At 65.1% G+C, this 20107-nt stretch carries 24 protein-coding genes; 19 read left to right on the forward strand and 5 right to left on the reverse strand.

Annotated elements, in window-relative coordinates:
- Positions 1-13: 13 nt before the first annotated feature.
- The 17 genes from R5N89_RS03935 to leuB all read left to right on the forward strand — a co-directional run bounded on the left by R5N89_RS03935 (position 14) and on the right by leuB (position 14961).
- Complete coding sequence (locus R5N89_RS03935) at positions 14-985, forward strand: homoserine kinase (protein WP_110568879.1); 972 nt, start codon at positions 14-16, stop codon at positions 983-985.
- Positions 982-1482 (forward strand): ribonuclease HI, encoded by a 501-nt coding sequence (rnhA, locus tag R5N89_RS03940; protein WP_110568878.1) that lies wholly within the window; start codon positions 982-984, stop codon positions 1480-1482. The genes R5N89_RS03935 and rnhA overlap by 4 nt, the downstream gene beginning before the upstream one ends.
- Entirely contained in the window at positions 1479-2204 is a 726-nt protein-coding gene (locus R5N89_RS03945; protein WP_110568877.1) for an ABC transporter ATP-binding protein, read from the forward strand. The genes rnhA and R5N89_RS03945 overlap by 4 nt, the downstream gene beginning before the upstream one ends.
- A gap of 213 nt (positions 2205-2417) precedes the next feature.
- Positions 2418-3200, forward strand: a complete 783-nt coding sequence (locus R5N89_RS03950) for an ABC transporter permease (RefSeq protein WP_110568876.1) — start codon at positions 2418-2420, stop codon at positions 3198-3200.
- A 210-nt stretch (positions 3201-3410) separates the two neighbouring features.
- Positions 3411-4316 (forward strand): nucleoside hydrolase, encoded by a 906-nt coding sequence (locus R5N89_RS03955; RefSeq protein ID WP_110568919.1) that lies wholly within the window; start codon positions 3411-3413, stop codon positions 4314-4316.
- Between the two features lie 181 nt (positions 4317-4497).
- A complete protein-coding gene (gene pstC, locus R5N89_RS03960; protein WP_110568918.1) occupies positions 4498-5460 on the forward strand; it encodes a phosphate ABC transporter permease subunit PstC in 963 nt (320 codons plus the stop codon).
- A gap of 2 nt (positions 5461-5462) precedes the next feature.
- Positions 5463-6371 carry a phosphate ABC transporter permease PstA gene (gene pstA, locus R5N89_RS03965; protein WP_110568875.1) on the forward strand — a complete coding sequence of 303 codons (909 nt, stop codon included), beginning with the start codon at positions 5463-5465 and terminating at the stop codon, positions 6369-6371.
- Entirely contained in the window at positions 6368-7153 is a 786-nt protein-coding gene (gene pstB, locus R5N89_RS03970) for a phosphate ABC transporter ATP-binding protein PstB (RefSeq protein ID WP_110568874.1), read from the forward strand. Before pstA ends, pstB begins: the two co-directional genes overlap by 4 nt.
- A 147-nt stretch (positions 7154-7300) precedes the next feature.
- Positions 7301-7840: a periplasmic heavy metal sensor gene (locus R5N89_RS03975; protein ID WP_110568873.1), complete on the forward strand. Its 540-nt coding sequence runs from the start codon at positions 7301-7303 to the stop codon at positions 7838-7840.
- A 196-nt stretch (positions 7841-8036) separates the two neighbouring features.
- Positions 8037-9431, forward strand: coding sequence for a signal recognition particle protein (ffh, locus tag R5N89_RS03980; protein WP_110568872.1), 1395 nt, complete (start codon positions 8037-8039; stop codon positions 9429-9431).
- Between the two features lie 58 nt (positions 9432-9489).
- Positions 9490-9834, forward strand: a complete 345-nt coding sequence (rpsP, locus tag R5N89_RS03985) for a 30S ribosomal protein S16 (protein WP_010506467.1) — start codon at positions 9490-9492, stop codon at positions 9832-9834.
- A 40-nt stretch (positions 9835-9874) separates the two neighbouring features.
- A complete protein-coding gene (gene rimM / locus R5N89_RS03990; protein ID WP_110568871.1) occupies positions 9875-10426 on the forward strand; it encodes a ribosome maturation factor RimM in 552 nt (183 codons plus the stop codon).
- Positions 10423-11169, forward strand: a complete 747-nt coding sequence (gene trmD, locus R5N89_RS03995; protein WP_110568870.1) for a tRNA (guanosine(37)-N1)-methyltransferase TrmD — start codon at positions 10423-10425, stop codon at positions 11167-11169. Before rimM ends, trmD begins: the two co-directional genes overlap by 4 nt.
- Positions 11170-11200: 31 nt before the next feature.
- Complete coding sequence (rplS, locus tag R5N89_RS04000) at positions 11201-11596, forward strand: 50S ribosomal protein L19 (protein ID WP_110568869.1); 396 nt, start codon at positions 11201-11203, stop codon at positions 11594-11596.
- Positions 11597-11733: 137 nt separating this feature from the next.
- Positions 11734-13137, forward strand: coding sequence for a 3-isopropylmalate dehydratase large subunit (gene leuC, locus R5N89_RS04005; RefSeq protein WP_110568868.1), 1404 nt, complete (start codon positions 11734-11736; stop codon positions 13135-13137).
- Positions 13138-13139: 2 nt separating this feature from the next.
- Entirely contained in the window at positions 13140-13763 is a 624-nt protein-coding gene (gene leuD, locus R5N89_RS04010; RefSeq protein ID WP_110568867.1) for a 3-isopropylmalate dehydratase small subunit, read from the forward strand.
- A gap of 79 nt (positions 13764-13842) precedes the next feature.
- Positions 13843-14961, forward strand: coding sequence for a 3-isopropylmalate dehydrogenase (gene leuB / locus R5N89_RS04015; protein WP_110568866.1), 1119 nt, complete (start codon positions 13843-13845; stop codon positions 14959-14961).
- 165 nt (positions 14962-15126) lie between these two features.
- Here the strand turns inward: leuB and R5N89_RS04020 are convergent, their stop codons facing one another.
- Genes R5N89_RS04020 through def form a run of 4 tightly spaced genes read right to left on the reverse strand, consistent with a single transcriptional unit; the run spans position 15127 to position 17576 of the window.
- Positions 15127-15864, reverse strand: a complete 738-nt coding sequence (locus R5N89_RS04020; RefSeq protein ID WP_061272125.1) for a response regulator — start codon at positions 15862-15864, stop codon at positions 15127-15129.
- Positions 15861-16409: a MarR family winged helix-turn-helix transcriptional regulator gene (locus R5N89_RS04025; RefSeq protein WP_167400861.1), complete on the reverse strand. Its 549-nt coding sequence runs from the start codon at positions 16407-16409 to the stop codon at positions 15861-15863. The genes R5N89_RS04020 and R5N89_RS04025 overlap by 4 nt, the downstream gene beginning before the upstream one ends.
- A 16-nt stretch (positions 16410-16425) precedes the next feature.
- A complete protein-coding gene (locus tag R5N89_RS04030; protein WP_110568865.1) occupies positions 16426-17049 on the reverse strand; it encodes a COQ9 family protein in 624 nt (207 codons plus the stop codon).
- The gene (gene def / locus R5N89_RS04035) at positions 17046-17576 is read right to left on the reverse strand and encodes a peptide deformylase (RefSeq protein WP_110568864.1); all 531 of its coding nucleotides are present in this window, start codon (positions 17574-17576) and stop codon (positions 17046-17048) included. The genes R5N89_RS04030 and def overlap by 4 nt, the downstream gene beginning before the upstream one ends.
- A gap of 239 nt (positions 17577-17815) precedes the next feature.
- On the opposite strand from def, the gene rpsU reads away from it, so the two are divergent.
- Both rpsU and R5N89_RS04045 read left to right on the forward strand, forming a co-directional pair.
- Positions 17816-18019, forward strand: coding sequence for a 30S ribosomal protein S21 (gene rpsU, locus R5N89_RS04040; protein ID WP_010506446.1), 204 nt, complete (start codon positions 17816-17818; stop codon positions 18017-18019).
- Positions 18020-18108: 89 nt separating this feature from the next.
- Positions 18109-19506, forward strand: coding sequence for a HAMP domain-containing sensor histidine kinase (locus R5N89_RS04045; protein WP_373320393.1), 1398 nt, complete (start codon positions 18109-18111; stop codon positions 19504-19506).
- A gap of 23 nt (positions 19507-19529) precedes the next feature.
- Here the strand turns inward: R5N89_RS04045 and R5N89_RS04050 are convergent, their stop codons facing one another.
- Entirely contained in the window at positions 19530-20099 is a 570-nt protein-coding gene (locus R5N89_RS04050) for an outer membrane protein assembly factor BamE (protein ID WP_110568863.1), read from the reverse strand.
- Positions 20100-20107 lie beyond the last annotated feature (8 nt).

Consider the following 20107-nt stretch of genomic DNA (forward strand, 5'->3'; position numbering starts at 1 on the left):
TCCGTACCGTCACATGGCAGTCTATACCGAAGTGCCGGAAGATGCGCTGGCTGCGTTTCTCGAAGGCTATGACATCGGCAGGCCCGTCGCCTGCCACGGCATTGCGGAAGGGGTGGAGAACAGCAATTTCCTGCTGAAGACCACCGAAGCCACCTTTATCCTCACGCTCTACGAGCGCCGGGTGAACCCCGAGGAACTGCCATGGTTCCTCGGGCTGATGCAGTATCTGGCATCACGCGGGCTGTCCTGCCCGCTGCCCGTAGCCGACCGCGAGGGCCGCACGCTGCGTGAGCTGTGTGGCAGGCCCGCTGCCATCACCACCTTCCTGCCCGGCAAGGGTGTTGCGGCGGTGGATGTGGATATGTGCGCGCAGGTGGGCGCCGCCATGGCGCGGCTGCACCTGCTCGGCGAGGGATTCGTGGCCGAGCGCCCCAACTCCATGGGGCCACAGGTCTGGACCGGGCTGCTTGAATCCTGCCGTGCGCGCGGTGATGAACTGCGTCCCGGCCTTGTGCGCGACATCGGGGCGGTTCTGGCCCGCGTGCTGCCCGCCTGGCCGGGCACGGGCAACAACCCCAGCCTGCCGCGTGGGCAGATCCATGCCGACCTGTTCCCCGATAACGTGTTTTTCCGTGATGGCGCGCTGTCGGGCATCATCGATTTCTATTTCGCCTGCACGGACTGGTATGCCTACGATCTGGCCATTACCATCAATGCCTGGTGCTTTGACGCCACGCACCGTTTCGTGCCCGCGCGGGCGGCGGCCATGATTGCGGCCTACCGCCATGTGCGCCCGCTGGAAGCGGCGGAAGACCTGGCCCTGACCACGCTGGCCACGGGGGCGGCGATCCGCTTTACGCTCACCCGGCTGTATGACTGGATCAACACCCCGCCCGATGCGCTGGTCACGCGCAAGAACCCGCTTGATTATCTGGCGCGCATGGAATTCTTTGCCGCCCATCTGGGTCAGGAATTTCCCGCATGAGTGAAGACACGGCCCCCGCTGAGGTCACGCAGCCCGCAACCGATCTGGTTGAAATCTGGACCGATGGCGGCTGCAAGCCCAATCCCGGCCCCGGTGGCTGGGGGGCGCTTTTGTGCTTTCGCGGGCAGGAGCGCGAGCTTTCTGGCGGCGAGGCGGAGACCACCAACAACCGCATGGAACTCACCGCCGCAGCCGAGGCGCTCGAGGCGCTCAAGCGCCCCTGTCGCGTGGTGCTGCATACCGACAGCGAATACGTGCGCAACGGCATAACCCGCTGGAGCACCGGCTGGGTGCGGCGCAAGTGGCGCAATGCGGCGGGCGACCCGGTGGCCAACATGGACCTGTGGCGGCGGCTGCTCGACATCAGCGCAAAGCACGAGATCGAGTGGAAATGGGTGCGCGGCCATTCGGGCGACGTGAATAACGAGCGCGTGGACCAGATGGCCACCGCCGCGCGTGATGCGCTGGGCATCGCCTACCCCAAACGTAAAAAATGACACCGCCGCCCCCCGGCATCCGGCTTGAAGGCGTCGGGCTGGACTTTGGCAATGCCCCGCTGTTTCGCGGGCTGGACCTGCTTGTGGCTGCCGGGCACATGACCGTGCTGCTTGGCGCAAGCGGGGTGGGCAAGACCTCGCTGCTGCGCATGATCGGTGGGCTGGCCGTGCCGGATTACGGGCGCATTGTGGCTGATGATGGCCTGCCCCTTGCGGGTAGGGTGGCGTGGATGGGCCAGCAGGACCTGCTGCTGCCCTGGGCCAGCGTGCTTGATAACGTGACACTGGGCGCGCGCCTGCGTGGCGAGCGGGCCGACCTTGCCCGCGCGCGCCATCTGCTGGGCTGCGTGGGGTTGGCCGATCAGGCGGCAGCACTCCCTGCCGCCCTGTCTGGTGGCATGCGCCAGCGCGCGGCCCTTGCCCGGGTGCTGTATGAAAACCGCCCCGTGGTGCTGATGGATGAACCCTTTTCCGCGCTCGACAGCATAACGCGCGCCCGCATGCAGGATCTGGCCGGGCGCATGCTGGCCGAGCGCACCGTGGTGCTGATTACCCATGACCCGCTCGAGGCCTGCCGCCTGGCCGATACCATGCTGCTCATGGCAGGCAACCCCGCCACCATGAGCCGCCTGGACGTGCCCGGGGGCACTGTGCCGCGCCCGGTCGACGCCCCGGCGGTGCTGCGCGCGCAGGCCAGCCTGCTGCGGCGCATGATGCAATGACATGTCTCATCCGTTCCCGCGCCCTGACGGGGGCGCATGTGCTCTCGCTTCGGCTGAGGAGGAAGGGGCAATGATACGGTCCATCGCCCGCCATGTGGTCGCATCCGTAGCAAGGGCAGAACCCGTCTCTTTTCGCGGCATAAGGGTGTCATGCCCGGTGAAGGCTGCGTCGATGCTGCGCGTGCTGTCATGCAAACTGCGGGGGAGGGGGCGATGACACGACCCGTTTCCTCCCGTCGCGGCATGGCGGTGCTGCGCCCGGTGGTGACCTGTGCCGGCCTGGTGGCCCTGTGGGCAGCGCTGGCGCGGTGGGGGCAGGTGCCGCCCTATATGCTGCCTGCGCCCGATGCCGTGGCGCGCGCGCTGTGGTCGGGTCGCGCCCAGCTTGAACCTGCGGCCCTGACCACGCTGGAGGAAACGCTGCTCGGCCTTGGCATTGGCATCGGGGCGGGCAGCGCGCTTGCCATCGCCATGGCGCTGTGGGCGCCCCTGCGGCGGTGGGTCATGCCCATGGTGCTGCTCAGTCAGGCCGTGCCGGTTTTCGCGCTCGCGCCGCTGCTGGTGCTGTGGTTCGGATTCGGCATGACATCCAAGGTGGTGATGGCGGTGCTGGTCATCTTCTTTCCCGTTACCTCGGCACTCGGCGATGGCCTGCGCCAGACCGAGGCAGGGTGGATGGATCTGGCCCGCACCATGGGGGCCACGCGCTGGCGCGTGCTGGTGCACATACGCCTGCCCGCCGCCATGCCCGCCTTCGCCACCGGCGTGCGCATGGCCACGGTCATTGCCCCCATCGGGGCGGTGGTGGGGGAGTGGGTGGGGGCATCCTCCGGCCTGGGCTTTCTCATGCAGACGGCGAATACCCGCTTCCAGACCGACCTCATGTTTGCAACCCTTGCCGTGCTGGCGGTCATGACCGTGCTGCTGTGGTGGGGGGTGGACAGGCTTCTAGCGCGGGCGCTGTACTGGCGGCCAGCCCATGCGGATATTGATTAATGTGTTGTTTTTAAAAAGATAAAAGTTTTTTGATGCCTCCTTTTTTCAAAAAGGCGGCGTTTTTTGCGGATTTTTGAAAAAAGCGGCACCAAGCACTTTCTTCTGTTTGCCGCACCGGCTTTTTAGCCCACCCAACAGGCCACGGTTGACGGAACTGTTGTAACAGGCCACCACCAGCACACCGCGCAACCCATGCAGGACAGGATGCCCATGACACGCCCCATCATTCTTGATCTGACGCCCGGCGCGCAGGCAGCGGCAACCCTGCTGGCCGCCCTCCAGCTACCCGCGCATGTGCGCGTGGCAGGCGTGCTGTTCAGCGGTGCGGGCACGGAGGTCGGGGCCGCCATGGCCCATGCGCGTGACATGCTGGACCAGAACGGCCTGGCGGATGTGGGCATTTACGCAGGCGTGCCCGGCCCGATGGTGCCGTCTCATGGCGCGGGGCGCGCCCTGCCTGCGGGCCATGACGGACTGGGCGCGGCGCAACTGGTGCAGGCCATACGCGCCTGCCCGCCTGATAGCGTGACGGTGTGCTGTAGTGGTCCGCTGAGCACGCTGGCGCTTGCCATGGTGCAGGCCCCTGATCTGGCGGCGCATCTGCATGGCGTGGTCATGGCAGGTGGCGCCTTTCATGTGCCGGGCAACGTGACGACGGTGGCCGAGCGCAATATCGCGGCCGACCCCGAGGCGGCATCCGTCGTGCTGGGGATGGATGTGCCGCTTACCCTTGTGCCGCTCGACTGCACCTCCCGCTTCGTGGCGGATGCGGTGTGGATGGAGCCGCTTGCCGCCATGGGGCATGATCCTGCCTCGGTCGCGGGCAGGGTGCATGCCGATCTGGTGGCCGCCCGCATGGGCCGTGGCGGCGGCAACGGGGCGGATCTTGCGCTGGCTGCGGCAGCGCCCCTGCTGGCGCTGGTGGCGCCTGCCCTGTTCAGCGGTCATCTGGCTCATGTGGCGGTGGAATGCTGCGGCACGTTCACCCGTGGCATGACCGTGATCCAGCTTCCCCAGCGTTCAGGCGGGCAGCCCAATGCGCTTGTGCTCGAGCGCATGTCGGTTGATGCGGCGCGGGGCGTGCTGCGTGACCTGCTGCTGGCTGCGGTGAAATAACGCGCGGCATTGCCGCCGGAATTGCACAAAAATACAACGATCTGGCGCAAACTTCGCCCTTGGGCGATCATGACGGTTGCAGAACCGCCATCCGGTCCAGTATTGGTCCCGGCATTCCGGTGTGCCTGCGGGCGCGAATGTTGAGAACTTTGATGCGTGTGGCGGCACGGAGGTCTTCTGTATGGAGCGGTCTGCAACATCCCCTTCGGCCCTGACCGGGGCGGTAAAGGGAAACGGGGATGCCGTATTCGCCGCCATTGTCCGCTGTAGCGCGGCCCTGATCCTGCTGGGGCTGGGGGGCATGGTTGCCGTCATGGCCTGGGGCGCGCGCGGCGCGTTTGCCAGATTCGGGCTGGGCTTCGTGTTCGACAAGGCATGGAATCCCGTCACCCAGCATTTTGGCGCTGCCGCCCCCATGTTCGGCACGGTCATCACGGCGCTGCTGTCCATTCTTCTCGCCGTGCCGCTGGCCTTCGGCATTGCGGTGTGGCTGACCGAGATCGCCTCGGCGCGGATCGCGGGCGTGATCGGCACCCTCATCCAGCTTCTGGCCGCCGTGCCGTCCATCATCTTCGGCATGTGGGGCTTTGCGGTGCTGGTGCCGTTCATGGCGCATTATGTCGAGCCGCTGGCCAGCCACACGCTGGGCCGGGTGCCGGGCATCGGCACGCTGTTCCGTGGCGCGCCATACGGCACCGGCTTCCTGACCGGCGGCATGATCCTCGCGGTCATGATCACGCCCTTCATCTGTGCGGTAATGCGCGATGTGTTCCTGTCCATGCCCGCCGTGCTGAAGGAAAGCGCCTACGGGCTGGGCATGACCCGGTGGGAGGTGGTGCGCCGCATCATCCTGCCATGGTCGCGCTCCTCGGTGGTGGGTGGCGTGATGCTGGGGCTGGGCCGCGCGCTGGGCGAGACGATGGCCATCACCTTCGTTATCGGCAACGCCAACCATATCGGCTGGTCACTGTTCTCGCCGGGCAACACCATCGCCTCGCTCATCGCCCTCGAATTCCCCGAAAGCGCCGTGGGCAGCCTCAAATTTTCCTCTCTCATGGCGGCGGGGTTCCTGCTCATGCTTATCTCGCTTGGCACGCTGGTCTGCTCGCGGCTGCTGCTGCGCACCAAAGCGGCGGGCCGCTGATAATGGCCACGCATCCGACCACCCCCACCGTGCAGGCGGCACCCTGCGCCGGTGCCCGCTGGCAGGGCAACAGCGTGTCCGACATCCGCCGCCGCATGGTTGACCGCGTGGCCACCACCCTGTGCTGGGCGGCGACCGTGCTGGTGCTGCTCATGCTGTTTTCCATCCTGTTCGTGCTGGTGCGCAACGGGGTGGGCGGCCTGCGCTGGGTTACGTTCGTGCATGTGACCCTGCCGCCGGGGCAGGCGGGGGGACTGGCCAACGCCATCGTGGGCAGCTTGATCCAGACCGGACTTGCCGTGCTGATCGGGGCGCCGGTAGGGCTGCTGGTGGGCATCTACCTTGCCGAGTTCACCGCTACTGACGGGAAGCTGATCAATTTTGTCCGCTTCGTGTCCGACCTGCTGCTGTCGGCCCCGTCCATTCTGGTGGGGCTGTTCATCTACATGATCGTGGTGGTGCCGAGCGGGCATTTTTCAGGGCTGGCGGGGGCGCTGGCGCTGTCCATGCTGGTGGTGCCGGTGGTGGTGCGCACCACCGAGGACATGCTGCGCCTCGTGCCGCTGGCCATGCGCGAGGCGGCGATTGCGCTGGGCGCACCACGGTGGCGGATGATCCTGTTCGTGTGCCTGCGCGCCGCGCGTGAAGGGGTGGCGACGGGCATCCTGCTGGCGCTGGCCCGCGTATCGGGCGAGACGGCGCCGCTCCTGTTCACCTCGCTGGGCAACATGAACTGGTCTATAGCCCCCGGCAAACCCATGGCCAGCCTGCCGGTCACCATCTACCAGTATGCGGGGGCGGCCTATGCGGACTGGACCGCGCTGGCCTGGACCGGCGCGCTGCTGATTACAACGGGCATCCTGATGATCAACATAACCGTGCGGCTGGGGCTGGGACGTAACAGGAAATGAACATGACAGTCGCGCAAAACGATGCCGCGCCCGCAGCGATCTCGGTGCGGAACCTCGATTTCTATTACGGCGCGCACCATGCGCTCAAGAACATCTCCATCGACTTCCCGCAAGGGCAGGTTACGGGCATGATCGGGCCTTCGGGCTGCGGCAAGTCCTCGCTGCTGCGCGTGCTCAACCGCATGTACGATCTTTATCCCGGCCAGCGCGCCACGGGCGAGGTGATCTTTGATGGCTGCAACATCATTGGCCCCAAGGTGAACCTCAACGTGCTGCGCTCGCGCGTGGGCATGGTGTTCCAGAAGCCCACGCCTTTCCCCATGTCGATCTATGACAACATCGCCTTTGGCGTGCGCCTGCATGAGCGGCTTGACCGCGCGGCGATGGATGCGCGGGTGGAAGACGTGCTCAGGCGCGTGGCCCTGTGGCCCGAGGTGCGTGACCGGCTGCGCGATTCGGCGGCGGCCCTTTCCGGCGGGCAGCAGCAGCGCCTGTGCATTGCGCGCACCATCGCCACCCGCCCCGAGGTGGTGCTGCTCGATGAGCCGACCAGTGCGCTCGACCCGGTCTCGACCGCGCGGATCGAGGAACTGCTTGATGAACTGAAGGCCGATTTCACCATCGCCATTGTCACTCACAACCTGCAGCAGGCCGCACGCTGCGCCGATCAGGTGGCGTTTTTCTATATGGGCGAGGTAGTGGAGGTGGACAGCGCCGACCGCATGTTCACCACGCCCCGTGAAAAGCGCACGCAGGACTACATTACCGGGCGTTTTGGCTAGCCGCGCGGGCTGACCTTACATTTTGTAGCAAGTTTGCCCCTGTTGAACCCGATGGGGTGATGTAGCGTTGCGTTTACAGGCCTTGTATCAGCCGCAGACTGTATGCAGGGTATGACGCAGGTTATAACAGGAGTAGACTTGGTTCCCATGATGAAGAAACTGATTCTCGCTGCCACGATCGTTGGCGGTATGGCAACCGGACTTTCCGGTCAGGCTTTCGCCAAGCATCACCACTGCCCGCCGCCCCCGCCGCCGGGTGGTGGCTGTGGCATGATGGCCGGCCCGATGGGTGGCCCGGGTGGTGGCGCCTATGGCATGCCGTTCCTTGGCAACGTGCAGCTGACCTCGGCCCAGCACAAGAAGCTGCAGGCGATCCTGAAGGACAGCCACCCCGATTTCCACGCCGACATGGAACAGGAGCACGGGCTGCACAAGCAGATCCAGGCCCTGCTGGTGGCGCCGGGCAAGGTTGATGAATCCCAGATCGTTGGCCTGCAGCAGCAGATCACGGCCATCCACCAGCGCCATGAAGCCGCCCGCCTGCAGACGGCCATCCGCATTCATGACATTCTCACACCCGACCAGCTGAACCAGATCCACGCGACGCAGGACAAGATCGACAGCCTGCACGAGCAGCTGCACGCGCTGACCGCGCCGCCGCAGTCGCCGGATGATGCGAAGAAGTAAGACCGTCCTGCCTGCCCCGCGCAGGTAAGCGGAACATGAGCGGCTGCCCGGCTTCGTGCCTGGCAGCCGTTTTTTGTTGCGGAGTCCCCGCAATGCTTGACACGCAGGGGCAGGGCGCGATACATCCGCCCGACTAATCAGGCACGTCACTTCGCGAGGGTTCGCGCAGTGGCGCGTCTTCTTTTGGGGAAATACGTTGTTCGAGACGCTGTCAGGCAAGCTTTCCGGTGTGTTCGATGGTCTTGCCAAGCGCGGGGCCCTGTCGGAAGCAGATGTTACGGAAGCAATGCGCGAAGTGCGTCTGGCCATGCTTGATGCCGACGTGGCGCTGCCTGTCGTTAAGGATTTCGTCAACAAGGTGCGCGAACGCGCCGTGGGCCATGAGGTGCTCGACAGCATCTCGCCCGGTCAGGCCGTTGCCAAGATCGTCAATGACGCGCTGATCGATGCCCTTGGCGGCGCCGGCGCCGTTCCCCTCAACCTGAATGCCGCCCCGCCGGTGCCGATCCTGATGGTCGGCCTGCAGGGCTCGGGCAAGACCACCACATCGGGCAAGATCGCCCGCCGCCTTGCCCAGCGCGAGCGCAAGAAGGTGCTGCTCGCCAGCCTCGATACCCAGCGCCCCGCCGCCCAGTTGCAGCTTGCCCAGTTGGCCGAGCGCGCGGGCGTGGCCTCGCTGCCCATCATCGCGGGCCAGACGCCGGTGCAGATTGCCGAGCGCGCCATGGATACGGGCCGACGCGAGGGGTATGACATCGTCATCCTCGATACCGCAGGCCGCCTGTCCATCGATGAAGCGCTGATGGACGAGGTCCGCACCATCCGGGCCGCGACCGACCCGGCGGAAACGCTGCTCGTCGTCGATGCCATGACCGGGCAGGACGCGGTCAACACCGCCAAGGCGTTCAACGAGGCCGTGGGTGTTACCGGCGTGGTCATGACCCGCATGGATGGTGACGCCCGTGGCGGCGCCGCCCTGTCCATGCGCGCGATCACGGGTGCGCCGATCAAGCTGACCGGCTCGGGCGAGAAGCTCGATGCCCTGGAGGAATTCCACCCCGAGCGTGTTGCCGGCCGTATCCTTGGCCTGGGCGACATCGCGGGGCTGGTGGAAAAGGCGGCCGATACCCTCGATCATGAGGAGAGCGAGAAGCTCGCCCTCAAGATGATGCAGGGCAAGTTCGATCTGGATGACTACGCCGCCCAGATCCGTCAGATCAACAAGATGGGGTCCATTTCCGGCATTCTGGGCATGCTGCCGGGCATGGGCAAGCTGAAGGACGCGCTGGGCGACAAGGAGCTTGATACCTCCGTGCTCAAGCGCCATCAGGCCATCATTTCATCCATGACCCGCAAGGAGCGGCGCACGCCCTCCATCATCAAGGCCTCGCGCAAGAAGCGCATCGCCAGCGGGTCCGGTACGACCGTGCAGGAGATCAACCGTCTGCTCAAGCAGTATGACGCGATGGCCTCCATGATGAAGCGGTTCAGCAAGTTGGGCGTGAAGGGACTGATGCGTCAGGGTCTGTCCGCACTCATGCCAAACGGGGGTCGCCCCCCGGGCGGCGGCGGGCGGCCACCTTTCGGCTGAGCCTGAGCGTCGTTCCCGTTTTTTCTTTTTGTCTTTCTACTGTCTGGAGAAATCTTAAATGAGCCTCAAGATCCGTCTCGCCCGCGCAGGCGCCAAGAAGCGCCCCTACTACCACATTGTCGTGGCTGATAGCCGCTCCCCGCGTGATGGCCGCTTCATCGAGCGCGTGGGTTCCTACAACCCGATGCTGCCGTCCGACCATGCTGACCGCGTGCGTCTGGTTGCCGAGCGCATCACGCACTGGCTGTCCAACGGCGCGCTGCCGACCGACCGCGTGGCCCGCTTCCTGGGTAACGCTGGCCTGGCGCCGAAGCCGACCTGGAACGAGCAGCCCAAGAAGTCCGCGCCCAAGAAGCGCGCGCAGGAGCGTGCCGCCGCCGCTGCCGAAGCAGCCGCAGCGTAACTGACGCGATAGACAGGCAGGAAAGGCAGGCAGTCATCCCATGAACCACGATCAGGTCCTGATGGGTGTGGTGGGTCGTCCGCATGGCGTGCGGGGGCTTGTGCACGTGCACAGCTACACCGCCGTGGCGGAAGATCTGGCCACCTATGCGGGCCTGGTCGATGATCTGGGGCGCCCGTGGCGGCTGACATGGCATGGCAATGGCATCGCCCGGCTGCATGATGCGGCGGGTAATGCCATTGATAGCCGCGAAGCCGCCCACCAGATGGTCAACCGCAAGCTGTACGTGCCGCGCACCAGCCTGCCCGAACCCGATGCGGACGAATTCTACTTCGCCGATCTGGTCGGGCTGGACGTGCGCGAGCAGGGCAGCGGGCGGGTGATTGGCCGGGTGATGGCCGTGCATGACTATGGCGCTGGCACCAGCCTTGAAATCGATGGGGCAGGGGGCAACATCCTGCTGCCGTTCACCGAAGGCTGCGTGCCGGTGGTGAACGTGCGCGCAGGGTGGATTGACGTCTGCCTGCCCGACGAGATCGAGGTTCCGGTCGAATGCTTTCCCGGCACCAGCCACGCGGATGACGCACCATGACCTGGCAGGCAACGGCGCTGACGCTGTTCCCCGCCATGTTTCCCGGCACGCTGGGGCAGTCGCTGGCCGGGCGTGCGCTCGAGCGTGGCATCTGGTCCATGGAGGCGCGTGACATGCGTGACTACGGGCTGGGGCGCCACCGGGTGGTGGATGACACGCCTTTTGGCGGTGGCGCGGGCATGGTCATGCGGCCTGACGTGGTGGCGGCGGCGATTGCCGGTATCGAGCGTGCCGGTCGCCCGCTGGTCTATCCCACGCCACGCGGTCGCCCGCTGGCGCAGGCCGATATCCGCCGTTATGCGGCGGGTCCGGGCGTTGTGGTGCTGTGTGGCCGCTACGAAGGGGTGGATGAGCGCGTGCTCGAAGCCTCGGGTGCCGAACAGGTCTCGATCGGGGATTACATCCTCTCGGGCGGGGAAGTGGCGGCAACGGTGCTGCTTGATGCCTGCGTGCGGCTGCTGCCGGGCGTGATGGGATCGGGCGAAAGCGCGGTTGAGGAAAGCTTTGCCGATGGCCTGCTTGAATATCCGCTTTATACCAAGCCGGCGCAATGGGACGGGCGCGACGTGCCCGAGGTCCTGCTGTCCGGTCATCATGCCGCGATCGCCAAATGGCGGCACGCGGCATCCGAGACGGTGACGCAGGCGCGTCGGCCGGACCTGTGGGCGGCCTATCAGGCCCGCGCGGGTCAAGACACTCCCCGGATCGCAGGCCCCCATGCCGATGCGGACCGGCTGAACTGAACATGAAATCCTATCGAACGAGGACCGGATCATGAACGTTATCCAGAAGTACGAGGCGGAAGAGATCGCCCGCCTGACCGCCATCCGCGCGGTGCCCGAATTCGCGCCGGGTGACACCGTGCGCGTTGGCGTGGAAGTGGTTGAAGGCACCCGCAAGCGCGTGCAGAACTACGAAGGCGTGGTCATTGCCCGCTCCAACAAGGGCCTGAACAGCAACTTCACCGTGCGCAAGATTTCCAATGGTGAAGGCGTGGAGCGCGTGTTCCCGCTGTATTCCCCCACCATTGCCGAGATCGCCGTGGTGCGTCGTGGCGTTGTCCGCCGCGCGAAGCTGTATTACCTGCGTGGCCGTCGCGGCAAGTCCGCCCGCATTGCCGAGCGCAAGCGCGAAGTGGCTGCACCCGCCGCGATCGCAGCAGCCGAGTAACAGACTGACCCTTCGCCCGTTTCCCGCCGCATGGTGGAAACGGGCGAACCGTTTCATGCAAGATTTTCTGGCTGCCTGTCGCGTGCGCACCCTGCGCGTGATGGCGGCCTGTTTCCGTCCGGGAGAGGAAAAGCAAGATGGCCCCGCGCACATTGTTCGACAAGATATGGGACAGCCATGTGGTCGAAACCCTTCCGGACAAGACGGCCATCCTCTACATCGACCGCCACCTCGTGCATGAAGTCACGAGCCCGCAGGCGTTTGAAGGCCTGCGCCTGAGCGGCCGCCGCCTGCGCCACCCGGATGCGACGATTGCGGTGGTCGACCACAACGTGCCCACATCCGACCGCACCCAGCCCATCGAGGAGGCGGACAGCCGCAACCAGATCGAGACGCTCGAGCGCAACGTGAAGGAATTCGGCGTGCCGTATTTCCCGCTGCTCTCGGCGCGGCAGGGCATCGTGCACGTGGTGGGCCCCGAGCAGGGCATCTCGCTGCCGGGCATGACCATCGTGTGCGGCGACAGCCATACCTCCACCCACGGCGCGATGGGGGCCCTGGCGTTTGGCATCGGCACGTCCGAGGTCGAGCATGTGATGGCGACCCAGACCATCCTGCAAAAGCCTGCCAAGAACATGAAGGTCGTGGTCGAGGGGCAGGTTGGCCCCGGCGTCACCGCCAAGGACATCATGCTCGCCATCATTGGCCATATCGGCACGGCGGGTGGCACGGGGCACGTGATCGAATTCGCGGGTTCGGCCATCCGTGAACTCGACATGGCGGGCCGTATGACGCTGTGCAACATGTCGATCGAGGCCGGTGCCCGCGCCGGGCTCGTCGCACCGGACGAGACCACGTTCGAATACGTGCGCGGCCGTCCCTTCGCCCCCAAGGGTGAAGCGTTTGACGAGGCCGTGGCCTACTGGAAGACGCTGGCTGCCGACGAAGGCGCGCATTATGACCGCGTGGTCGAACTGCGCGCCGAGGACATCACCCCCGTGCTGACCTGGGGCACCAGCCCCGAGACGGTCATCCCCGTCAGCGGCACCGTGCCCGACCCGGCAGCCGAGGCCGATCCGGGCAAGCGCGCGCAGATGCAGCGCATGCTGGATTATATGGGGCTTAAAGCTGGCCAGAAGATTGCGGGCACGCCGGTTGATGTCGTGTTCATCGGCTCATGCACCAACAGCCGCATCGAGGATCTGCGCGCCGCCGCCGCCATCGCGGCAGGCCGCAAGGTGGCTGCAGGCGTGCGGGCGATGATCGTGCCCGGATCGGGCATCGTGAAGGCGCAGGCGGAAGAGGAAGGGCTGGACAGGGTGTTCCTTGATGCCGGGTTCGAGTGGCGCGAGGCGGGGTGCTCCATGTGCCTTGGCATGAACCCCGACCGGCTGACGCCGGGGCAGCGCTGTGCCTCCACGTCCAATCGTAATTTTGAGGGCAGGCAGGGCCCCGGCGGGCGCACGCACCTGCTCTCGCCCGCCATGGCGGCGGCGGCCGCCGTGACCGGATGCCTGACCGATGTGCGGGAGCTGATCTGAAAATGGATAAATTCACTGTTCTGTCGGCCGTGGCGGCCCCGCTGCCCGAGGAAAACATCGACACCGACAAGATCATTCCCGCGCGCTTTCTCAAGACCACCAAGCGCACCGGCCTTGGCGTGCATGCGTTTGACAGCATGCGCTACCGCGAGGATGGATCAGAAAACCCGGATTTCGTGCTCAATCAGGAGCCTTACCGCAAGGCGCAGATCCTGATTACGTATGACAATCTTGGCTGTGGCTCCTCACGCGAGCATGCACCGTGGGCGCTGCTGGATTTTGGCATCCGCTGCGTGATTGCGCCGTCATTCGCCGATATCTTCCACAACAACTGCTTCAAGAATGGCATCCTGCCCATCGTGCTGCCGCATGATGTCTGCGAACGGCTGATGGAAGATGCCCGCATGGGCGGCAATGCGCGTCTGACCATCGACCTGCCCCGGCAGGTGGTGGTGCGCCCTGATGGTACCGAGGTGCCGTTCAAGGTTGATCCGCTGCGCAAGAAGCTGCTGCTCGAAGGGCTGGACGATATTGGCCAGACGCTGCAGCACGAGAAGGAAATCACCACCTTTGAGGAGCGCCGTGCGCAGGCGCAGCCGTGGATTCCGCGTATCGTGCTGGACTGAGCGGGCCGGGCGGTTCCTGCCGCCCGCAGCCGCACGGCAAAGAGCATTTAACAAACCGATTTAACGGATGGGAAACGTCATGTCCGCACCCAAGAAGCTCCTGATCCTGCCTGGCGATGGCATTGGCCCCGAGATCATGAACGAAGTCCGTCGCATCATGGACTGGATGGCGCAGGCACGCGGCATCCGCTTTGATGTGAGCGACGACCTCGTGGGCGGCGCATCGCTTGCGGTGCATGGCCAGCCGATTACGCAGGAAGTGATCGATGCGGCACGGGCGGCGGATGCGGTGCTGTTCGGCTCGGTGGGTGACCCCAAATGGGCTTCTGCCGGGTTTGACCGCAGGCCGGAGATCGCGATTCTCAAGCTGCGTCAGGAGCTTGGCCTGTTCGCCAACCTGCGCCCGGCCAAGGTGTTCGATTCACTGGCCGATGCCAGCACGCTCAGGCCCGACGTGGTGCGCGGCCTCGATATCATGATCGTGCGCGAGACGGTGGGCGGCATCTATTTCGGTAATCCGCGCGGCATCGAGACCTTGGCTGATGGCACGCGCCGCGGCATCAACACCGAGGTTTACACCACGCCGGAAATCGAGCGCGTGGCCCGTGTGGCATTTGAACTTGCCCGCAAGCGCGATAACCGCGTGTGCTCGGTCGAGAAATGCAACGTGATGGAAAGCGGCCTGCTGTGGAAAGAGGTCGTGACCGACCTGCATGCGCGCGAATACCCCGATGTGCAGCTGACCCACATGCTGGCCGATAACTGCGCCATGCAGCTTGTGCGCAACCCGCGCCAGTTTGATGTGATCGTGACTGGCAACCTGTTTGGCGACCTGCTGTCCGACCTGGCCTCGATGCTGACCGGCAGCCTGGGCATGCTGCCTTCGGCCACGCTGGGCGCCAAGGGCGAGGATGGCCGTATGCCTGCGCTGTATGAGCCGATTCATGGCAGCGCGCCCGACATTGCGGGGCAGGGCAAGGCCAACCCGCTGGCGCAGATCCTCTCGTTTGCCATGCTGCTGCGCTATTCGTTCGACATGCAGGACGATGCCACCCTGATCGAGCAGGCGGTTTCCAACGTGCTGGATCGTGGGCTGCGTACGCCCGACATCATGAGCGCGGGCAAGACGGAAGTGAATACGACAGGCATGGGCGCCGCCGTGGTGGAAGAGCTGGCACGGCTGAACAAGGCTGGCTGATTGACGCCCCTTACCGAAAAGCCCGGCATGGTGTTCATGCCGGGCTTTTTTATGCCTGTGCGCAAAAAAAACGACTGAAAGTTTTTGGTGCAGCCTTTTTTCAAAAAGCTTCAAAGAATGCCGCCTTTTTGAAAAAAAGACGGCACCCAAAAACATTTATCTTTTTTACAACCCCGGCTTGAGCACGTAGCCCTTGCCGCGCACGGTCTGCAAGAAGCGCGGCTCCTTGGGGTCGGGCTCGATGCGGCGGCGCAGGCGGGTCACCTGCACATCCACCGCGCGTTCACCAATTTCTTCCATGTCGAGCGTGGTGGCGATGGCGGTGCGCGACAGGATCTCGTTGGGGTGGCGGGCCAGCACCGAAAGCAGCGCCGATTCGCCGCCCGTCAGGTGCACGATTCCCTCCGCATTCGACAGAAGCCCCCGCACGGGATCGAACTCCAGGTCGCCAAGCCGCACGATGCGCAGGTTGCTGCTTGGTGCGGGCGGCACGAAGCGGCGCAGATGCGCCTTGAGCCGCAGCAGCAGCTCGCGCGGCTCGAACGGCTTGGCCAGATAGTCATCGGCTCCGGCTTCGAGGCCAATGATCCGGTCTTCGGGCTCGCCGCGCGCGGTGAGCAGCAGGATGGGAAAGTTCAGGTTGTCGCGCCGCAGTTCGCGGGTCAGTTCCAGCCCGTTTTCCCCCGGCATGGTAATGTCGAGCACCAGCGCATCGGGCTGCATGAAGCCCAGCACCTGCCGCGCCTCCTGCGCCGAGCACGCGGCGCTGACCCGAAAGCCCTGCTCGCTGAGGTAACGGTGCAGCAGGCGGCGCAGGCGGGGGTCGTCATCCACCACCACCACATGGGCATCCATGATCATGCTGTCGCGGGGGAGGGCGGAATCGCAGGCCGTCTGGATCATGAAGAACTCCGGTCAGGAGGGTGAAAGGCATCGGTGGATACGCCGGGTATGGTCGATTCGTCTATCAGGCCGCGCATCACGCGGCGAAAACCGTCAACCGCCCGGCCACCCGCGTTGCGGTACACCCGTAGCAGCACTTCACGTTGCAGCGAAAAAAGCCGGTTTTCAATCTCCGCCCCGCGCGCGCTCAGGTACAGGCAGCGCCGCCTGCGGTCCTGTGGCGTGGTTTCGTGGCGCAGCAGGCCGTGGGCCACCAGTTCGCCCAGCGTGCGGCTCATGCTCTGCTTGGTTATGCCCAGCACATCAAGCAGCGCGCCCACGGCAATGCCCGGCTGCAGCGCCACGGTCTGCATGATGCGGTAATGGGCGTGGCCCAGCCCGTATTCCTGCAGGGCGGGGTCGATCACGTTGCCAAAGGCGCGGCAGGCCAGCAGGAGCAGTTCCTGCGCCTGGCGCATGTCCTCATCGCGCAGGAACAGAAGTTCCACGCCCGCGCCCGCCACAGGGGCAGGGCGCGCGGCAGGTGGCCGGGGCGGGGTGGTCATGGCAGGCGGGTGACCGTCAGGCGATGCGGCCGGTCAGCCGGTTGCGCAGGCGGGTGATGCGCCCGATCTCGGCAAGCCTGCGGTCAAGGAATTCCTCCACCGAGGCCGGGTTGCCCCCGCGCGTGAGCCAGAATAGCAGGGTGGCGACATAGACCCCGCTCAGGCTCAGCCGCTTGGTCATGTAGGTGAAGCCGGTGGAGGTATCGCCCGCCGCATCCCATATCGCATTGACGCTGCGGCCCAGCACATGGGCCAGGCTGCGGGCATGGGTGGGCACCATCAGCACCGCCAGCGCCTGCCTTATGGCCGCGCGGTGGGGGGCTGCGCGTTCCAGCCGAAACAGGATGGCCGCGCGCACCCGGCGGCTGATCTTGCGGCTGCGAAAGGTGTGGGCATGGTCCAGCATGTCGCGGTCCATCAGGTCGAAGCAGGCTTCGGCCAGTTCCGCCATGCCACCGGGAAAGAGCAGGTCCGAATCCGGCCCGGCGCATTGCAGCAAGAGTTCTGGGGTCCAGGCGTGGCTGCCCGCGCGCGAATCGGCCAGGAAATGGCGGAGCAGCGCATCACCTTGATGTGAATGTTGCACCGCGGGCGGATGCAGGCACGACGCCGCGCGCGCGACCAGGGCGGAAGGATTCATGGGCGCTCTCCATAACGGGCCATTTCGCTGTCAAAGCCCATGCGGCCAAGGTTGGTCATGCGCATGGGGTAGAGGATTCCGTTTAGGTGGTCGTATTCATGCTGCAATACATTGGCGAGAAAGCCCGATGCAACGCCCTGCACCACATGCCCGTGCGCATCCAGCCCGCTATAGGCCACGCGGGCATGGCGCGGCACCCACCCGCGCAGGCCGGGAATGGACAGGCAGCCCTCCAGCCGGTCCACCATCTCATCGCCCACCGGCTCCAGCACGGGGTTGATCAGGGCGGAAGGCGGGCGCGGCGGGTCATCCTCGCCCGTGCTGCGCGCCAGCGGCACATGATAGACGAACAGCGCCAGCCCGTAATGCACCTGTGGCGCCGCGAGTCCCGCGCCCCCTGCGTCGAGCATCGTCTCGATCATGTCGGCCACCAGCGTGCGGATGGCGGGCGCCTGCGTATCGGCCACCGGCTGCGTTGGTTGCAGCAGCACCGGATGGCCCATGCGGGCGATCTTGAGCAGCGTCATGCGGCGAAAGGCCTTCCTGTTTTGCAGAACATGTATATGACAGCGTTGGCGCGTAAAGCGCAGCACCAAAATTCATGCGGGTTTATATGCGGGAATGATTTGTGTTGCGCGGCGCGAGTGTGATATAGGTGCGGCCCGTTTGGGAATCGCACGAAGGGAATGGCCTCGGGCGGACGTTCCCCAAGTTTCAGTTTCATGGATCATCCATACCGGATGGCAGATCAGGAGTTGACGACCCAGTGCAGGTTCTCGTTCGTGACAACAATGTTGATCAGGCCCTCAAGGCCCTCAAGAAGAAAATGCAGCGCGAAGGCATCTTCCGCGAAATGAAGCTGCGTCGCCACTATGAAAAGCCGTCCGAGCGCAAGGCGCGCGAGGCAGCCGAGGCCGTGCGTCGTGCCCGCAAGATGGAGCGCAAGCGCCTCGAGCGTGAAGGCTTCTAATCCTTCGCGTATCGGAATACGGGTTATGACCCACAAAAAACCGGCTTCTGCAAAGAGGCCGGTTTTTTTGTGTCTGGAGAGGGAAAGCCATGGGCATGGAATCCGCACCCGGCGCTGAATACGCGCCCGAAGCCCCCACAGGCTGGCGGCGGTGGCGGGGGCGGCTGGCGCGTCGCATCCTGCCGCGCTCCCTGCTGGGGCGGATGCTGCTGATCGGGTTCATCCCGCTGCTGACCACGCAGGCCATCTCGCTTGAACTGTTTTACGGCAACTACCTGCAGATCGTCTCGCGCCGCCTGTCAGGCGACATGGCCACCACCATTGCCATGACGCTGGACATGCTCGAGCGCTATCCTTCCCCTGCTGATCGCAAGTGGATTCTGGAAGATGCAGGCCGCAGGGCAGGGCTGGTCATGACCCTGCATGAGGGGGGGAGCCTGCAAAGGCGCGGCTCGAACCACGTGCTCGGCCCCATTGACGAGGATCTGGCGCGCGACCTGGAGGCCAGCGTGCGCTGGCCCACCTTCGTTGACTGGAAAAAGGCCCACCGCCGCGTCATGATCCTGGTGCAGACCCCCATTGGCGTGCTGCAGGTGGTGGCATTGCGCAAGCGGCTGGACGTGGCGCCGGTGTGGCTGTTCGTGGCATGGGCCTCGGGCAGCGCGCTGCTTCTGTTCCTGATCGCAGCGCTGTTCATGCGCAATCAGGTGCGTGCCATCCGCAGGCTGGCGCGGGCGGCGGAACTGTTCGGGCTCGGGCGCGATACGGTGCCCATCGTGCCCGAAGGCGCACAGGAAATCCGCAAGGCCGCCGTTGCCTTCAACCGCATGCGCGACCGCATCAACCGTTTTGTGGAACAGCGCACCACCGTGCTTGCCGGAGTCTCGCATGACCTGCGCACGCCGCTCACCCGCCTGCGGCTTTCACTGGCCATGTTCCCGCGCACCGGCATGATCCGTGCGGAGGATCTTCAGCCCGATATTACTGACATGATCGGTGATATTGTGGAGATGGAACACATGATCGAGGGGTATCTGTCGTTTGCGCGCGGGGAAGGGGCGGAAACGCCCTCGGTCATCCGGGTGGAGGATCTGTTCGAGGAGAGCGTTACCGCCCTGCGCCGCGTGGGCGCGCGGGCGAGCATCGGGTTCGTCAATCCGCCAGACCTGACCATTACCGGGCGCAGCAATGCCCTGCGCCGCGTGCTGAACAACGTGGTGGAAAACGCGCGGCATCACGCCACCCGTATCGAGCTTTCAGCCGAGCGCGGGCGCAAGCAGGTGTTCGTGTATGTTGATGATAACGGCTGCGGGGTGGAGGAAGCCCGGCGCGAGAGCGTGTTCCGTGCCTTCGAGAGCGACAAGGAAGGGGGCACGGGCCTTGGCCTGGCCATAGCGCGTGACATCATTCACGCCCATGGTGGCCATATCGGGCTGGAGACCGGGCCGCTGGGCGGCGCGCGGGTCAGGATCGAGCTGCCAGCCTGAGCGTGGCCAGGCGGGTCGTGGCGTCAGGGCAGGGTGTTGCCCGCGCCACCATGGCCGGGGCCACCGTTCATGCTGTTCATGGGGCCGGTGCTGCCGCCATAGGTGCTGCTCATCTGGCTGAGCGGGTTGTAGCGGCCCACATTGCCCAGGATCTGCTGCATGATGTTGATCTTGGTGCCCGGCGTGGGGGTCCTGCCCGGCATCATGGTCACGTAGCGGGCGTCATCCTTGTGCAGCGTGCGCAGGCTGCGCAGCACGCCCTCCTGGTCAAAGGTCAGCACCACCACTTCCTGCTTCTTGATCTGCGGGAAGCTGATGGGAGCCAGCACCTGCTTCATGGAAACATAGAGCCATGTATTGTCATCAAACGTGGCATGGCCGGTGGGGGAGCCGAGGGCATCCATCACGTCCGAGCGTGAGGTCTCGCCAACCTTGAGCTTGTTGTAGTCATCCGCCTCGACGAGCGAACCGCGCTGCATGGTGCTTGGCTTGAAAAGGCTGCATCCGGACAGCGCAATCCCCGCCCCGATGACAGCGCACGAAAACACGCGTAATGAACGGGAGCGGGGCTGGTTGTCCTTGGGTGACCTCATGGTCGGGA

This window comes from Komagataeibacter sucrofermentans DSM 15973 (assembly GCF_040581405.1).
In the GTDB taxonomy this organism is placed as follows: Bacteria; Pseudomonadota; Alphaproteobacteria; order Acetobacterales; family Acetobacteraceae; genus Komagataeibacter; species Komagataeibacter sucrofermentans.

Coding starts and splice junctions, on each gene's coding strand:
- rimM (WP_110568871.1), top strand. CDS start 9,875: ATGAACCACGATCAGGTCCTGATGGGTGTGGTGGGTCGTCCGCATGGC.
- pstB (WP_110568874.1), top strand. CDS start 6,368: ATGAACATGACAGTCGCGCAAAACGATGCCGCGCCCGCAGCGATCTCG.
- leuB (WP_110568866.1), top strand. CDS start 13,843: ATGTCCGCACCCAAGAAGCTCCTGATCCTGCCTGGCGATGGCATTGGC.
- leuC (WP_110568868.1), top strand. CDS start 11,734: ATGGCCCCGCGCACATTGTTCGACAAGATATGGGACAGCCATGTGGTC.
- R5N89_RS04020 (WP_061272125.1), bottom strand. CDS start 15,864: ATGATCCAGACGGCCTGCGATTCCGCCCTCCCCCGCGACAGCATGATC.
- R5N89_RS04045 (WP_373320393.1), top strand. CDS start 18,109: ATGGGCATGGAATCCGCACCCGGCGCTGAATACGCGCCCGAAGCCCCC.
- rpsP (WP_010506467.1), top strand. CDS start 9,490: ATGAGCCTCAAGATCCGTCTCGCCCGCGCAGGCGCCAAGAAGCGCCCC.
- rplS (WP_110568869.1), top strand. CDS start 11,201: ATGAACGTTATCCAGAAGTACGAGGCGGAAGAGATCGCCCGCCTGACC.
- R5N89_RS04050 (WP_110568863.1), bottom strand. CDS start 20,099: ATGAGGTCACCCAAGGACAACCAGCCCCGCTCCCGTTCATTACGCGTG.
- pstA (WP_110568875.1), top strand. CDS start 5,463: ATGGCCACGCATCCGACCACCCCCACCGTGCAGGCGGCACCCTGCGCC.
- R5N89_RS04025 (WP_167400861.1), bottom strand. CDS start 16,409: ATGACCACCCCGCCCCGGCCACCTGCCGCGCGCCCTGCCCCTGTGGCG.
- R5N89_RS03975 (WP_110568873.1), top strand. CDS start 7,301: ATGATGAAGAAACTGATTCTCGCTGCCACGATCGTTGGCGGTATGGCA.
- R5N89_RS03945 (WP_110568877.1), top strand. CDS start 1,479: ATGACACCGCCGCCCCCCGGCATCCGGCTTGAAGGCGTCGGGCTGGAC.
- def (WP_110568864.1), bottom strand. CDS start 17,576: ATGACGCTGCTCAAGATCGCCCGCATGGGCCATCCGGTGCTGCTGCAA.
- R5N89_RS04030 (WP_110568865.1), bottom strand. CDS start 17,049: ATGAATCCTTCCGCCCTGGTCGCGCGCGCGGCGTCGTGCCTGCATCCG.
- pstC (WP_110568918.1), top strand. CDS start 4,498: ATGGAGCGGTCTGCAACATCCCCTTCGGCCCTGACCGGGGCGGTAAAG.
- R5N89_RS03955 (WP_110568919.1), top strand. CDS start 3,411: ATGACACGCCCCATCATTCTTGATCTGACGCCCGGCGCGCAGGCAGCG.
- R5N89_RS03950 (WP_110568876.1), top strand. CDS start 2,418: ATGACACGACCCGTTTCCTCCCGTCGCGGCATGGCGGTGCTGCGCCCG.
- trmD (WP_110568870.1), top strand. CDS start 10,423: ATGACCTGGCAGGCAACGGCGCTGACGCTGTTCCCCGCCATGTTTCCC.
- R5N89_RS03935 (WP_110568879.1), top strand. CDS start 14: ATGGCAGTCTATACCGAAGTGCCGGAAGATGCGCTGGCTGCGTTTCTC.
- leuD (WP_110568867.1), top strand. CDS start 13,140: ATGGATAAATTCACTGTTCTGTCGGCCGTGGCGGCCCCGCTGCCCGAG.
- rnhA (WP_110568878.1), top strand. CDS start 982: ATGAGTGAAGACACGGCCCCCGCTGAGGTCACGCAGCCCGCAACCGAT.